Origin of the sequence: Pseudoalteromonas tetraodonis, assembly GCF_002310835.1 — a bacterium.
In the GTDB taxonomy this organism is placed as follows: Bacteria; Pseudomonadota; Gammaproteobacteria; order Enterobacterales; family Alteromonadaceae; genus Pseudoalteromonas; species Pseudoalteromonas tetraodonis.
The window spans coordinates 2,402,978-2,417,295 of sequence record NZ_CP011041.1; the positions used below are offsets into that span (position 1 = coordinate 2,402,978).

Here is a 14,318-nt window from a genome sequence, read left to right on the forward strand (position 1 = left end):
GTTACAAGAGGTTATTGTTATCAATCAGTTTGTTTGCTCATAGATTCGACAACCGCTGCTATTTTCTGTGCACTATCTATTACTATTTTTTCTTGCTCAGCTTCAACCATTACTCGTACTACAGGCTCAGTGCCTGATTTACGCAGTAATACGCGCCCTTTATCTGCTAAGCTTTGCTCTACTTCAGCAACTGCAGCGAGCACTTCGGGTGCTTGGGTCGGATCAGTACCGGCAGTGTAACGTACGTTAATCATTTTCATTGGGTACTTAGTAAAACCGGCTCCTAAGTCTTGAAGTGTACGATTTTGTGCTACCATAGCAGCAAGCACTTGTAAGCTTGAGATGATACCATCACCCGTGCTGATTAAATCTAAATTCAACACATGCCCTGAGCTTTCACCGCCAATTTTCCAGCCTTTTTGCTGCAGCAGTTCCATCACATAACGATCACCGACTTTACTGCGAGCAAAAGCAATGTTTTTTGCTTTTAACGCATTTTCAAGTCCCATATTCGACATAACCGTGCCAACAACACCACCGCCTAAATTGTCATCTTGTGCAGCTTGGCAAGCAATAATATAAACCAAATCATCACCGTCGAATACGCGGCCATTATGATCAACCATCATCACACGGTCGCCGTCGCCATCATAGGCGATACCGACATCCGCTTTATGCTCTAGTACTTTACGCTTTAATGTATCAACATGGGTTGCGCCACATTCATGGTTAATGTTTACGCCATTTGGCTCACATGCATGGGTGATCACCTCTGCACCAAGCTCTCGCATTACAGAAGGAGCAATATGGTATGTAGCACCATTAGCACAATCTAAAACAATTTTAATTCCTTCAAGGGATAATCCTTGTGGAAACTGGCTTTTACAAAATTCAATATAACGGCCATCAGCGCTAGATAAACGTGTTGCTTTACCTAACTTGTCAGAAGCAACACAGGTCATAGGCTCGTCAAGCATCGCTTCAATTTGTAGCTCTACCTCATCATCTAACTTTAAACCTTGGCCATTGAAAAACTTAATGCCGTTATCATAATAAGGATTATGTGATGCGCTGATCACTATCCCCGCTTCAGCGCGAAACGTTTGCGCTAAATAAGCAACTGCAGGCGTTGGCATAGGCCCTAAAAGAATAACATCAATACCTGCTGCAATTAATCCAGCCTCTAAAGCAGTCTCCAGCATGTAACCTGAAATACGAGTGTCTTTACCTATAATGACTTTTTTAGTGCCATGAAGTGAGAGTACACGCCCTGCGGCCCAACCCAATTTCATCGCAAACTCTGGGTTAATAGGACCTTGACCTACTAAACCACGCACACCGTCCGTGCCAAAATATTTTCTTTCTTTCATTTAAAGTACTCCTTGTTTGCAGGCTTGATATACGCCAAGCACATCTGCGGTTTCTTTTACATCATGCACACGAATAATGTGTGCACCGTTTTGTGCGGCGATCAGTGCTCCAGCTAAACTGCCTGCCAATCTATCGTCTGTGTCTCTATTTAATAATTTACCAATCATTGACTTACGCGATAATCCCGCGAGCAAAGGAAGTCCCAATTTTGCATAATCGTTAAATTGAGCCAATATTTGATAATTATGCTTTAGTGTTTTTCCAAAACCAAAACCAGGATCTAAAATTAACTGGCTTTGTTTAATGCCAGCAGCTTCACATGCGGCTATTCGCTGGCTAAAAAAATCGTTTATCTCACCCGCTAAGTCATTATAGTGAGGAGCGTGTTGCATACTACGAGGTTGCCCTTGCATATGCATTAAACACACTGCTACCTCAGGAAACTGTGCAACCACATCGATTGCGCCGGGCTCTTGCAATGCCCGTACATCGTTGACAATATCAGCACCGGCTTCAATCGCTTGGCGCATCACCTCAGCTTTACTGGTATCGATTGAAATAACGCAGTCACTTTGCTCACGAATAGCTTTAATAATAGGAATAACACGCTTTAGCTCATCTTCAAGGCTAACATCAGGTGCGCCTGGGCGTGTTGACTCGCCACCGATATCTAAAATGGTCGCACCATCATCAAGTAATTGCATCGCATGACTCAGCGCGGCAGTTGTATTTAAGAACTGACCGCCATCAGAAAATGAATCAGGGGTAACATTCACGATCCCCATAATCACAGGCTCTGCAAAATCAAGCGTTCGGCCACGCGCAAGGTTAATTTTATTATTCATCGCTAACCTTAATATGTGATAATTTTAGTTATTTACATCAAACTGATACAAAAAAGCCCCGAACTTCGGGGCTTTTGGATATGTTATTTTAACGATTATTCAGCTTTATCATCAAGGTTTGTTTCATCTTTTTTAGATTCATCAGCTGGTTTTTGTACTTCATCAACTGGTTTGTCTTTAGAAACATCTTCTTTTTCTGGTTTAGCTTCATGACGGTCATGCGCATCACGTGGTTCACGTACAGGCTGACGAGCCATTAAATCATCAATTTGCTTCGCATCAATGGTTTCATACTTCATTAATGCATCTTTCATTGCATGCAGAATATCAATGTTTTCTTTCAATATTGATTCTGCACGTTGATAGTTGCGGTCTGAGAATAAACGTACTTCTGCATCAATTACTTTCGCCGTCTCATCAGACATGCTCATAGAGCGACCACCGCCGCCACCCATGTACATCTCACTTTGATCTTCAGCGTAAAGTAATGGACCTAATTTTTCGCTTAAGCCCCACTGAGTCACCATCTTACGCGCAATATCAGTGGCACGTTCAATGTCGTTGCTTGCACCCGTGGTTACTTTGTCTTCACCATAAATGATTGCCTCAGCAATACGACCACCGTAAAGGCTTGAAATCATTGATTCTAAAAGCTCTTTAGAGTGACTAACACGATCTTGTTCTGGTAAATACATAGTCACACCTAGCGCTCGGCCACGTGGGATAATAGATACTTTATAAACCGGGTCGTGCTCTGGCACCATACGACCTACAATTGCGTGGCCAGCTTCATGGTAAGCCGTCATTTCTTTCTCTTGCTCACTCATAACCATGGTCTTGCGCTCAGCGCCCATCATGATTTTATCTTTCGCAGCGTCGAATTCAGCCATACTAACAACACGTTTATTGCCACGCGCAGCATACAAAGCCGCTTCATTTACAAGGTTAGCGAGATCAGCACCCGAGAATCCTGGTGTACCACGTGCAATCACGGCCGCTTCAACGTTATCGCCTAATGGCACTTTACGCATATGTACTTTGAGAATTTGTTCACGACCACGAATATCAGGTAAACCGACCACTACTTGACGGTCAAAACGACCAGGACGAAGTAACGCAGGGTCTAGTACGTCAGGACGGTTTGTCGCAGCAATAACGATAATACCTTCATTACCTTCAAAGCCGTCCATTTCAACAAGCATTTGGTTTAGAGTTTGCTCACGTTCATCATGGCCGCCCCCCATACCAGCGCCACGTTTACGCCCTACCGCATCAATTTCATCGATAAAGATAATACAAGGAGCTGCTTTTTTAGCTTGTTCGAACATGTCACGTACACGTGATGCACCTACACCTACAAACATTTCAACAAAGTCAGAACCCGAAATAGTAAAGAACGGTACTTTTGCCTCACCAGCAACCGCCTTGGCAAGTAATGTTTTACCTGTACCTGGAGGACCGACCATAAGTACGCCTTTAGGAATACTACCGCCTAATTTTTGAAACTTAGAAGGGTCACGTAAAAAGTCCACCAGCTCGGTTACATCGTCTTTGGCTTCATCACAACCAGCTACATCAGCAAAGGTCGTTTTGACTTGATCTTCACTCATTAAGCGGGCTTTACTTTTACCAAATGACATGGCGCCTTTGCCACCGCCACCTTGCATCTGACGCATGAAGAAAATCCACACACCAATAAGCAGGATCATAGGGAACCAAGAAATAAAAATGCTTGCTAAAAACGATTGCTCTTCAGGTTTAACACCTTTAACGTTCACATCGCTTTTTAACAAATCATTTAAAATGTCTTTGTCATAAATAGGCATAATGGTTTGAAAACGCTCGCCACTATTTTTTATGCCAGTAATTGTGCCACTACCACTTTCAATGGACACTTCTTGTATAGAGCCGCTACGGGCGTCTTTTACAAATTGACTGTAACTTGTTTGACGATCAACTTGATCGCCGCCATTAAAGCTCTGAAATACTGACATAAGCACTACTGCAATAACCAGCCAGAGTATTAGATTTTTCGCCATATCGCTCAAGGGGTTAACCTCTTGTATCCAATTAATTTAAATTCAACTAAACGCCAAGCAACTGTACTACAGTTTGTATCCAGTCGCTACTATATATACTTCCCGAGAACGGGGACGCGAGGCATCCGGTTTACGTATCTTCACTGCTTTAAAACTATTACGTACATCTTGCAAATATTGATCAAAGCCTTCACCTTGGAATACTTTAACAATAAACGCGCCATTTTTCTTTAAAACTTGGTTGCACATATCAAGTGCAAGCTCAACCAAGTACATGCTACCTGCCTGATCAACCGAGTTATTGCCACTCATGTTAGGTGCCATATCAGACAATACCACATCTACATTTTTACCATCAATGCGTTTTAACAATGCATCAAGTACCGCTTCTTCACGAAAATCGCCTTGTAAAAAGTCAACGCCCGCTAAAGAGTCCATAGGTAAAATATCACACGCAACCACTTGGCCTTTGTCACCCACTTTTTCAGCTAAGTATTGTGACCAACTCCCTGGGGCCGCTCCTAAATCAACAACTGTCATCGCTGGGCGCAATAACTTATCTTTGTTTTGGATTTCGTCTAATTTGAAAACAGCTCGAGAGCGCCAGCCTTTTTTTTGCGCTTCTTGAACATATTTATCATCAAAATGTTCTTTAAGCCAACGTTGTGAACTGGCTGACTGTTTTTTATTTGTCATAAATTAACACGCAACTAATTAGTAATATTCTCTAGATGGCGTTAGAATACCCTTAATTCAAGCCATATTCAGCAAAATTTGTAATATCATGACATTATCAAACAAACAAAAGCAGTTTTTAAAAGGTCAGGCGCATAGCCTTAAGCCTGTAGTTTTACTAGGTTCTAACGGTTTAACCGAAGGCGTAGTAGTTGAAATCCAAAGCGCACTAGAAATTCACGAATTAATTAAAGTGAAGGTGCCAACAGACGATCGTGAAACCAAAAAGCTTATTTTTGATGCTATTGTTCGCGAAACAGGGGCTACTAAATTACAGACTATCGGTCATACGATTGTGCTTTATCGTCAAAGCCCTGAGAAAAAAATTCAATTACCTCGTGGCTAATAAGGCCATTTAAAGGTAAAACAAAAAAACCAGCCATTGCTGGTTTTTTTATGCCTGCTTAAAAACCCATTGTCAGCGTTTTAACTTCATAACTATTATTTTCTAGTTTACCCACTAAATAATAATGCCCGTACTGACTCTCATCCATACTTTCAATAGCTTGGTTACTCAATAATGAAGCCAACTGCGGTGTGGTATTACTATGCCCTATTACTACCACAACGCCATTTTGTGCTAATAATTGTTTTTTCAATGTCATTAGATCAGCAGCATCATAGGTAATAACTTTAATATTATAATACGCGGCTAATGGCGCTGCCGTGTTTAGGGTACGGTTATAGTTACTGCTGAATAACGTTATGTTTGGATAGGTGTTAACTAACGAAACCAAGTGCTCAGCACGCGCTTGGCCTTGGGCAGTTAGAAATGGATTTTCCCCTGTTTGTTTTTCGCTATGTCGAAACAAGTAAACCTGTTCAGGGACAGAAAAGGCGGGTTGGCAAATAAGTAATAATGCTATTAACAATGTTTTTATGTGGGCGTTCATTATTGCTTCTCTCGTTTATATGCTAATAGGCGATTTATAAACTCAGTTGTAAGCTCATTTATGAGTCCAGTTTCTGCATTTAAAATTAAGCTAAAGCCAACATTTAAGTGTGGAAACACAACCAAATCACTGCGATAACCTTGCACCCAACCACTGTGGTAATAAAGCGTTTCATCATCATAATCATACACACGCCAGCCTAGCCCATAGTAGGCTTCGTTCATGTGCTCTCGCCATACTCGTCTGTAGCGTTCTTTTTTAGTATGTGTATAAGGACGCGTTTGCGTGGCCAATGCATCTAAGGATAATACCGATGGATATTGCCCTAATTGCGCATTTAACCAAATAGCCATATCTGACGCACTAGCGTTTACCCCAGCTGCCGGAGCGACTTTATAATAATTCTTTTTCAAACGGGCACTGTACCAACGCTTTTTCCCACGCACATGAGGGTGTGCGTAGTTACTATCTTGCACCATGGCATCGTAGCCTAAACTTGCATCGTTCATTTTTAGAGGGATAAAAAATGCGTCATTGAGCCACTGAGTATAAGTTTTGTTGGTGCTTTTTAAAATCACGTCATCAATTAAACTAAACATGACATTTTGATAGCCGTAACAGTCACCGGGTTCGCATATGGGTTTTACACTTAATAGCTTTTCTACAATATCGCTATACCCCATTCGCGATTCGATTAAATTATCGTATGCATTCGGTACTAGCCCACTAGAATGGCTTAAAATATGAAAAACCTTTAAATCATCTTTGTAGTCGGTTTGTTTAAATTCAGGAATGTAATGACTAACAGGAAAATACAAATTAAGTTGTTCTTCATTTGCAAGTTTTGCCGCTAACGACCCTGCAAACGTTTTAGATACTGAGGCCAAACGAAACCGAGTGTGTGGATTAATTTTTTGCCCACTGCGCACTTTGGTATGCCCCATAGTATGTATATAGTCACGCGCTTGTGCGTTGACGATGGAAAGCGCTCCGCCCGGAATCTTTTTTACTTTTAGTTTTTTTTCTACGTAGCGTCCATAATTTTTAACAAAAGCTTCCCAGTCAGGATCTGTGCTTGCGCTTGCCTGTAAATGCGTCCCTAAAATACATAAAGCAAAAAAATAAAAGGGTAAGGAGTTAAAATACTTCATTCTTAGCTAATTTTTCTTTTTTAGTCATAATCAGCCTCTATAATATCATGAACTTTTGCTCGGACTAACGTACAATATGTTCGATTAATGGCTTTTGAGTGGATGTAAAATATTTATGCGTTTTTTAGTTGTATCACTTTTTATTGTATTAGCTTCAGGTTGTGCCGTAGTTAAGCAGCCTGCAGAACCTTTAGCAATGCCTGCAAAACCTTTGCTTAAGAGTCAAACTTACCAACTTAAATATGAAACCGAGCATGCTTCACCGAAAGTAAAATCGGTGCAATTACCTGCACATAACATTAAAAAAAATCAGACTGTCAGAGTGATCGTAGACCGTGCAAGTGTCACCGACACATTAGTATCTCAAATTAGCCAAGCACTTAACGATAAACAACTAAAAGTTACCACAACCGATAACAGTGATTACACGTTAGCTATCCATCAAGTTGACCTTGAGTTTATAGATGATGCTAAGTACATCCTAGCGCAGCCAGAAAAACCTTATTCATTGTTTTCAAAAGTAGCACAGCAATTCCCTTCTCAACAATGCGCAAATATACTGGCACAAGTTAGTATGCGCCTTACACACAAAGCATCGGGAGATGTAGTTTGGTTTGCCAAATCATCAATAGATAGTGCAAGCTTTCACCGTGAGCCCCTAATCTATAGCTTTACTGAAGAAAAGAAGATCACTAACGAGTTAGAAGTTGTTGCGTTTATTCATAAACATAATACCGAACAGGCTCGGCTTAAGCGTGCTGAACTTAAAAATGAAGTAACGGCCCCTGCTTATAAAACCATTACTAAACTGAGTCGTTTAACTAAATTAAATGGGCCATGTACACGTACTGAGATAAGCGCATTAACTCCCATGATGCAATTTTACTTAAGCAGTATACTTATCGATAAAATTAAGGTTCAGTAGTTGCAGGACGACCGCTACATTTTTTTACAGATTTAGCCAAGAGTTTGACAATATACTACCCTTTTAAGCAAACTCTAATTTAGGTTCCAAGGATGAAGCATTTCCCACAAAGACATTTTTTCCGTTGTACAGCCTTATTGTTTGCGCTCATTTTTAGTGGCCAGAGCACAGCAAGCAATCGTTACTATGCCGATAACACATTGGAACCCACTACAGGGTTTGCCTGGGACTGGAGTGCAGGAGCTGGTTATTACATAGAAGATTCTTATTTGGTGGGGATGAATTCTTATGATGTTGGCGCCGAGTTAGATTTAAGCCTTGCGGTTTCTTACGATAATTTTTACCTTGATTTTGATCATAATCAACTCAGCGGTGGACTTGTTTTAGGCTATAGCTTAATTAACAAATACGATTGGGGCCTTGATTTATTAGGTACTAATTCGCAAGCCGGGTTTGACGAACAAGGCTTAGGTATTTATAACGATGGCATTATTGAGCCACTGCGCGGTATCAAAAAACGTAACTATGATTTTGATACTGGCCTTCGATTAACACGTCGATTTGAAAACTCACAAATTTCCCTTGAATACTTACATGATATATCTGGTGCTCATAATGGCTGGGTGGCAAACGTATTTTTTAGTCATATTCAGCCTTGGCGTAATTGGGAGTTTCGCTCTGGTATTGGCCTAAGTGCCTACTCTGCAGATTTTACAAACTATTATTTTGGTATTGATAGCGATGAAGCAAACGCAACTCGCCCTATTTATCAAACCAATGCCAGTACCAGTATTATGTTTGAATTTCATGCTGAATATCCCATTAATCAAGATTGGGTCTTTTTAGCAGGCTGGTTAACTACTTGGTTTTCAAAAGAAATTGATGACAGCCCAATTATTTCCCAAGGATATCAACACAAAGCCAAGGTAGGCGTGCGTTATGTACTTTAGATTTTTTTACTGTTTATTGTTTAGTTATTCAGGCTCTTTGCTGGCAGCCCCAGTGCAAATACCCGCTCAATTGAGTGCAGTACCTGATACCTGTGTGGCCTTACGTGAAGGACGTCACTGTTACGCCGATGTTGTTTTGTCATGGCAGCAAGTAGAAGTGGGAAATTATTGTCTACGCGATGCCACCTCAAAGTACATTATGCAGTGCTGGCTTAAACAGCGACAAGGTTCGTTTAATTATGCCTTTGACTCAACGCAAAGTATTTCGTTTGAACTATTTGACAGTAATACATCACAAGTCATTGCCGTCACAGAAGTAAAATTACAATGGGTGTATCAAAATAGGCAAAAAAAGCGGCGTTGGCGGTTATTTTAGTCACACACTATAAACATTATGATAGCTAAACATCATTTAGGTATGCGAAGAAAGCTTATGGATAATTACGGTACTATTTTACTGGTTGAAGATGATATTTCTCTTGCACAATGGGTCACTGAGTATTTAACAGAGCAAGGCTATGTTGTACATGTATGTCATCGAGGTGATGAGGTAATAAGCCAAGTAAAACGTTTAAACCCACAACTTATTTTACTCGACATTATGCTGCCAGGGCTTGATGGTATTAGTGTATGTCGTGATCTACGTAGCTTTTATCATGCCCCAATTATAATGCTTACTGCCCGCGATGAAGAAATGGATGAAGTCATTGGGCTAGAAGTCGGTGCTACCGATTATATAATAAAACCAGTACGCCCTCGCGCATTGCTTGCACGCATTAAATCTGCCTTGCGCTACAGTAGCGACACGCCTAAAACCGATGATCAAGCAAATATGATCAATATCGGTCAATTAAGTATTAATACCGAGTCACGCAACGTTACCCTTAACCAACAGGATGTGAACATTTCAAGCGCAGAGTATTTATTACTGCATTACTTAGCCAGTAATGCAGGACAAGTTGTTTCCCGCGATGCGGTGTTTAAAGCAACCAAAGGCAGGGAATATGATGGCTTAGATAGAAGCGTTGATGTGCTTATTTCTGCCTTGCGTAAAAAGTTTAATGATGACCCACAAAAACCAGAAAAAATTAAAACCATTTGGGGACGTGGTTATTTGTTTGTGACTACAGCGTGGTAAGTTTTAATGCCTGAGTGCTTAAAATAATTAGCGCGATAGTAATAAAAGTCACTTCAGTACACCCAGCCTATTATGGAATAGCATCAATGAAAAAGTTTTATATTTCACTACTAGGCAGTGCGCTGCTTTCAATTATTGTTTTAGGTTGGCTTATTGATGCATTTAGCCAACAAGCGCATGCGCCTTTGGATGAGTTTAGCGTTCAAAGCCAGATTATTGTCGGGTTAAGTAAACAGCTCACGGCGCTTAAACCCGATGCTCGCCCGCAACAAGTAACAAAACTAGCCGCTGACTTTGACCTTATACTTAACTACAAATTAAATCAGTCGCTGGCACTGCCCTTAGCGCTATTAGATAAAATGCAAACCCAAGGCGGATTAATACTCGAAGACGAGCAAGGCTTTTATATGCTCTACACAAATGATGAGTTAAGTCCTTATCATTTAACCATGCGTTTAGATAAACCCTATGAGGCCACACAACGAAACGATATTATTTTAACGCTATTATTTTACACTGGCTTATGTGTTTTTATGGGTTTTATTATTACCCCTTTAGCAAAGCGCCTTACGGTGTTAAACGAAGCAGCAAAGCAATTTGCATCTGGTAATGTTAAAGCGCGTATTACCCCCTCTCGATTTACCTATATAAAAGATGTGGAACTGACCTTTAACCGTATGGCGAGTCAAATTGAAAAGCTAGTTGCTGAAAACAAGCTAATGGCCTCCAGCTTATCGCATGATATTAGAACTCCAATTGCTTGCTTACGCTTTGGTGTCGACGCCGCTCTTGATAGTCATGACGAGAGTAAAATAAAGCATTATTTAACTCGCATGGAAACCGACTTAGACCATATGGAGTCAATGCTAAAAAGCTATTTAACGTTTGCTACTTTAGAGCAAAATGCGAATAAGCTTACTTACTCATCAGCAAACCTTAAACAATACCTAAGTGATATTGTATTGCAACTTGAGCCTAGAATAACCTCTCGCTCGCTTAATATTTCTTTAGAATGTGATGATCATACCGTTTATGCTGACTTACATTGGCTGGCAAGAGCAATCTCCAACTTAATTAATAATGCCTGCGACTTTGCAAATCACAGCATTCAAGTAACCGCTTCAGTACAAGAACGTTTTCTGGTGGTGAACATCGCCGACGACGGACCAGGCATTGCTCAAGAAAATAATCATAAAGTATTTAGCCCATTTTTTCGTGAACGCAGCCACCGTAATCGCAGTGATAATAGTTATGGCTTGGGGTTAGCAATCGTCGCCAAAGTTGCCGATTGGCATCATGGCACCGTAAAAGTGAGTAAAAGTGAACGGCTCTCAGGCGCCTGTTTCACATTAACCATCGCTCAGTTTGAACATTAATCAACAATGCAAAGATGCTCAATACAGCTGATAAACGAAATATAATTAAAAAAATTGTGCTATTTATAATCAAAATACGCACGTGTTATTTATACAGCTAAATAAAACGCAATAATTGTGCAACAGAGACAAATAAGCACTTTTTATTTAATTACAATTCCAGTAGATTGTCACGGCGTCGAAAAAATAGAGAAGCAGAATAATATGAGTGCAGTAAGAGGTGAGTTTAGCTCCCGCTTTGGTTTTATAATGGCTGCGGCAGGATCAGCTGTTGGCTTGGGTAATATTTGGGGTTTTCCGACTCAAACAGCAAGTAATGGGGGCGCTGCATTTTTAGTCGCGTATTTAGTACTGGCTTTCTTTTTAGCCTACCCCGCTTTAATGGCAGAACTGATGATAGGTCGCCATGGGCAAGCTAATGCGGTTTCTTCATTAACTAAATTAACCACGCGACCATGGCAAAAGCAATTTGCCTTTGCTGTCGGTTTTGGTGGTATTTTATGTGCTGGATTTATTTTAAGTTTTTATGCCATTGTTGCCGGTTGGATGTTAAGTGCCACTTTAGAACCGGTAACCACATTAGTAGGCGCTGATGCCGCCTCTTTATGGTTAAGTGAGCAGTCGCTTACTCGTAATATTCTTTTCACTGTTTTATTTATTATTTTAACTGTTGCTATTATCAGCCGCGGTGTAGAAAACGGCATTGAAAAATGGTCTAAACGCTTAATGCCCGCTCTGCTCGGTATTTTGTTTGCCTTAATTGCCTACGTGATGACTCAAGAAGGCGCTGTTGAGGGGTTAAAAGCTTACTTAGTCCCTGACTTTTCTTCTATTTTTGACCCTACATTGTTAGTGAGTGCCTTAGGCCAAGCTTTCTTTTCACTGTCACTGGGCACCAGTGTGATGATTATATATGGCTCATATATCAGTAAAAAAGAAAACCTTGTGTCCCTTGGCGCGTATGTAACCTTAATTGATGTGTTTATAGCGTTTGTAGCGGGTTTATTGATCATCCCTGCTATGTACGTGGCACAAGCGCAAGGTGTTGAAATATTCTCTTCAACTACAGGTAAACTTCTCTCTGAAGATACTCTCGTATTTCAGGTATTGCCTGCCTTATTTGATGGCATGGGTGGTGTAGGTTTATTTGTTGGCTTTGCTTTTTTTGCATTGATGAGTATTGCCGCACTAACTTCATCTATTTCCATGTTAGAAGCGCCAGTGTCGTACACGGTAGAGCGCTTTGCGATGAAACGTGTTCAAGCAACGTGGTTAATAGGCGCTTTAATTGCCATAGTGAGCATTACCATTGTGTGTAACCTAGGCACTTTATTTGGCTTAGTGATCACCCTAACAACCAAAGTTGCACAACCTTTATTAGGGCTTATGTGCTGTATATTTGTAGGTTGGATCTGGTACAGATCGTCACTACTAAAAGCGATTCAACAAGGTAACCCTGAGGTGCATAATACGTTATTTTGGAAGATATGGCCTTGGTATACTAAGTTTGTATGCCCTATTGCCATTAGCTTAGTATTCTTACATTCCCTACTAAGCTAGTTAAAAGATGCATAAAAAAGGCCCACATCAGTGGGCCTTTTTAGTGGAGCGATACTACTGCTTTAAAATCATATCCTGATGGGGTATGCCATCTTCTATATATTCATCACCAACACATTCAAAACCGAATGCGCGATAAAAATTCAGTAGGTAGGTTTGTGCGCCAATATAAATATCGCGAGTCGGCCATTGCGCCTTACAGCATGCTATTGCTTCATTGACTAACTGTTTGCCTAATCCAGAACTTCGCTGTGATTGAGCAACCAATACACGCCCTATCGCACTGTACTGAGCATCTTTTTCATAACAACGGGCATAGGCATGCACCGATAGCCCATCAAGTAAATAGACATGATGTGTAGAGTCTGCGATATCGTGATCATCAAGTTCGGGGTAAGGACATGCTTGTTCTACAACGAATACGTCGACACGTACACGCATGATTGAAAACAGGGTTTGGGAGTCGAGCGCAGAGAATGGCTCACATTTAAACGCCATTTAAATACCTTTTTTATTGCAGGGGCTTACCTAAAGTAAGCCCCTAAAGCGATTAAGCAAATAATCGCTCTAACTGATCACATAACTGCGATAAATTAACATGGTCATGCTCTATGGTTAAATCAACATAGCCATCACTTCTAAACGCTCTGTCTAATTCAATCAATACATGGGTTTTATGCGCTTCAGGAATAAACGACAACTCAATTTCTTTTATGCCAAACAAACTGCGGCTATTAGGCTGATACTCAAGCTCTTGATAACACCCCGACACAGATTGAAAAGTAGGAGCACGTAAATGGCCTTGCTCTACATCGGCTTTAACTAAACTAAAACCAAGCTTTTCCATCGCTTGCATGCATGTTTTAACCGCCTCATTAGGATAAATGTGTAAATGGTCTTTATCTGTTGGATCAAGCGCAAGGTCAATATCAAGGCCTGTTTCTAACCATACATAAGATTGATTATAACCTGCATTAATTTCAGTTATAGGCGTTTCTGAGTGTAAACGGGCTTCAAACGGAATAGTTCTTACTTCACCGGGCTCAATAATACCAATATCGGTAATGCGCCACTGGTCAATCACATGATTAGTGAAATAATCACCGTCTTCACTCGCCACTTTGACACGGGTAACTAACATTAAGTCTAAACCGGTAATTTCTTGGCTCACATCGCCTGCAGTAATTACAATTTGCGCGTTAAATAATTGCCCCGGCTGAAGATGCTCGGTCTCTAAAATAGTATCTACTTTGGCGGCACCAATGCCTACCGATGCTAAAATCTTTTTAAACATATTTTCTCCTTAAGCTAAGCAACTCTAATGTTTGCTTACGC

15 protein-coding genes are annotated in these 14,318 nt (G+C 40.6%); 7 read left to right on the plus strand and 8 right to left on the minus strand.

Features of this window, described 5'->3' with window-relative positions; all coding sequences use genetic code 11:
• Positions 1-20 precede the first annotated feature (20 nt).
• The 4 genes from glmM to rlmE all read right to left on the minus strand — a co-directional run bounded on the left by glmM (position 21) and on the right by rlmE (position 4,951).
• Positions 21-1,370, minus strand: a complete 1,350-nt coding sequence (gene glmM / locus PTET_RS11210; protein ID WP_013465496.1) for a phosphoglucosamine mutase — start codon at positions 1,368-1,370, stop codon at positions 21-23.
• A complete protein-coding gene (gene folP / locus PTET_RS11215) occupies positions 1,371-2,216 on the minus strand; it encodes a dihydropteroate synthase (protein ID WP_013465497.1) in 846 nt (281 codons plus the stop codon). It lies immediately after the preceding gene.
• Between the two features lie 95 nt (positions 2,217-2,311).
• On the minus strand, positions 2,312-4,255 hold the full coding sequence (ftsH, locus tag PTET_RS11220) for an ATP-dependent zinc metalloprotease FtsH (RefSeq protein WP_033104106.1): 1,944 nt from the start codon (positions 4,253-4,255) through the stop codon (positions 2,312-2,314).
• A gap of 66 nt (positions 4,256-4,321) precedes the next feature.
• Positions 4,322-4,951, minus strand: a complete 630-nt coding sequence (rlmE, locus tag PTET_RS11225) for a 23S rRNA (uridine(2552)-2'-O)-methyltransferase RlmE (protein ID WP_013465499.1) — start codon at positions 4,949-4,951, stop codon at positions 4,322-4,324.
• Positions 4,952-5,039: 88 nt separating this feature from the next.
• Here rlmE and yhbY point away from each other — a divergent pair, with 88 nt between their 5' ends.
• Positions 5,040-5,336 carry a ribosome assembly RNA-binding protein YhbY gene (gene yhbY / locus PTET_RS11230; protein ID WP_008112687.1) on the plus strand — a complete coding sequence of 99 codons (297 nt, stop codon included), beginning with the start codon at positions 5,040-5,042 and terminating at the stop codon, positions 5,334-5,336.
• 58 nt (positions 5,337-5,394) lie between these two features.
• Here the strand turns inward: yhbY and PTET_RS11235 are convergent, their stop codons facing one another.
• Together PTET_RS11235 and PTET_RS11240 are read right to left on the minus strand one after the other, a co-directional pair.
• Entirely contained in the window at positions 5,395-5,883 is a 489-nt protein-coding gene (locus tag PTET_RS11235; RefSeq protein ID WP_013465500.1) for a SixA phosphatase family protein, read from the minus strand.
• Positions 5,883-7,034, minus strand: a complete 1,152-nt coding sequence (locus PTET_RS11240) for a serine hydrolase domain-containing protein (RefSeq protein WP_013465501.1) — start codon at positions 7,032-7,034, stop codon at positions 5,883-5,885. The genes PTET_RS11235 and PTET_RS11240 overlap by 1 nt, the downstream gene beginning before the upstream one ends.
• A 115-nt stretch (positions 7,035-7,149) precedes the next feature.
• Between PTET_RS11240 and PTET_RS11245 the strand changes: the two genes are divergently transcribed.
• From PTET_RS11245 to PTET_RS11270, 6 genes are all read left to right on the plus strand, one after another.
• Positions 7,150-7,959 (plus strand): hypothetical protein, encoded by an 810-nt coding sequence (locus PTET_RS11245; RefSeq protein ID WP_013465502.1) that lies wholly within the window; start codon positions 7,150-7,152, stop codon positions 7,957-7,959.
• Positions 7,960-8,051: 92 nt separating this feature from the next.
• On the plus strand, positions 8,052-8,909 hold the full coding sequence (locus PTET_RS11250; protein ID WP_013465503.1) for a MipA/OmpV family protein: 858 nt from the start codon (positions 8,052-8,054) through the stop codon (positions 8,907-8,909).
• Positions 8,899-9,285, plus strand: a complete 387-nt coding sequence (locus PTET_RS11255; protein WP_016899250.1) for a DUF3019 domain-containing protein — start codon at positions 8,899-8,901, stop codon at positions 9,283-9,285. The genes PTET_RS11250 and PTET_RS11255 overlap by 11 nt, the downstream gene beginning before the upstream one ends.
• Positions 9,286-9,342: 57 nt before the next feature.
• Positions 9,343-10,047: a response regulator transcription factor gene (locus PTET_RS11260; protein WP_013465505.1), complete on the plus strand. Its 705-nt coding sequence runs from the start codon at positions 9,343-9,345 to the stop codon at positions 10,045-10,047.
• Between the two features lie 86 nt (positions 10,048-10,133).
• Complete coding sequence (locus PTET_RS11265; protein ID WP_013465506.1) at positions 10,134-11,423, plus strand: HAMP domain-containing sensor histidine kinase; 1,290 nt, start codon at positions 10,134-10,136, stop codon at positions 11,421-11,423.
• A gap of 204 nt (positions 11,424-11,627) precedes the next feature.
• Positions 11,628-12,983, plus strand: a complete 1,356-nt coding sequence (locus PTET_RS11270) for a sodium-dependent transporter (RefSeq protein ID WP_013465507.1) — start codon at positions 11,628-11,630, stop codon at positions 12,981-12,983.
• Positions 12,984-13,037: 54 nt separating this feature from the next.
• Here the strand turns inward: PTET_RS11270 and PTET_RS11275 are convergent, their stop codons facing one another.
• Positions 13,038-13,481, minus strand: a complete 444-nt coding sequence (locus tag PTET_RS11275) for a GNAT family N-acetyltransferase (RefSeq protein WP_013465508.1) — start codon at positions 13,479-13,481, stop codon at positions 13,038-13,040.
• Positions 13,482-13,533: 52 nt separating this feature from the next.
• Positions 13,534-14,277 (minus strand): sporulation protein, encoded by a 744-nt coding sequence (locus tag PTET_RS11280; RefSeq protein ID WP_013465509.1) that lies wholly within the window; start codon positions 14,275-14,277, stop codon positions 13,534-13,536.
• Positions 14,278-14,318: the final 41 nt, after the last annotated feature.

Coding starts and splice junctions, on each gene's coding strand:
- glmM (WP_013465496.1), bottom strand. CDS start 1,370: ATGAAAGAAAGAAAATATTTTGGCACGGACGGTGTGCGTGGTTTAGTA.
- folP (WP_013465497.1), bottom strand. CDS start 2,216: ATGAATAATAAAATTAACCTTGCGCGTGGCCGAACGCTTGATTTTGCA.
- ftsH (WP_033104106.1), bottom strand. CDS start 4,255: ATGGCGAAAAATCTAATACTCTGGCTGGTTATTGCAGTAGTGCTTATG.
- rlmE (WP_013465499.1), bottom strand. CDS start 4,951: ATGACAAATAAAAAACAGTCAGCCAGTTCACAACGTTGGCTTAAAGAA.
- yhbY (WP_008112687.1), top strand. CDS start 5,040: ATGACATTATCAAACAAACAAAAGCAGTTTTTAAAAGGTCAGGCGCAT.
- PTET_RS11235 (WP_013465500.1), bottom strand. CDS start 5,883: ATGAACGCCCACATAAAAACATTGTTAATAGCATTATTACTTATTTGC.
- PTET_RS11240 (WP_013465501.1), bottom strand. CDS start 7,034: ATGAAGTATTTTAACTCCTTACCCTTTTATTTTTTTGCTTTATGTATT.
- PTET_RS11245 (WP_013465502.1), top strand. CDS start 7,150: ATGCGTTTTTTAGTTGTATCACTTTTTATTGTATTAGCTTCAGGTTGT.
- PTET_RS11250 (WP_013465503.1), top strand. CDS start 8,052: ATGAAGCATTTCCCACAAAGACATTTTTTCCGTTGTACAGCCTTATTG.
- PTET_RS11255 (WP_016899250.1), top strand. CDS start 8,899: ATGTACTTTAGATTTTTTTACTGTTTATTGTTTAGTTATTCAGGCTCT.
- PTET_RS11260 (WP_013465505.1), top strand. CDS start 9,343: ATGGATAATTACGGTACTATTTTACTGGTTGAAGATGATATTTCTCTT.
- PTET_RS11265 (WP_013465506.1), top strand. CDS start 10,134: ATGAAAAAGTTTTATATTTCACTACTAGGCAGTGCGCTGCTTTCAATT.
- PTET_RS11270 (WP_013465507.1), top strand. CDS start 11,628: ATGAGTGCAGTAAGAGGTGAGTTTAGCTCCCGCTTTGGTTTTATAATG.
- PTET_RS11275 (WP_013465508.1), bottom strand. CDS start 13,481: ATGGCGTTTAAATGTGAGCCATTCTCTGCGCTCGACTCCCAAACCCTG.
- PTET_RS11280 (WP_013465509.1), bottom strand. CDS start 14,277: ATGTTTAAAAAGATTTTAGCATCGGTAGGCATTGGTGCCGCCAAAGTA.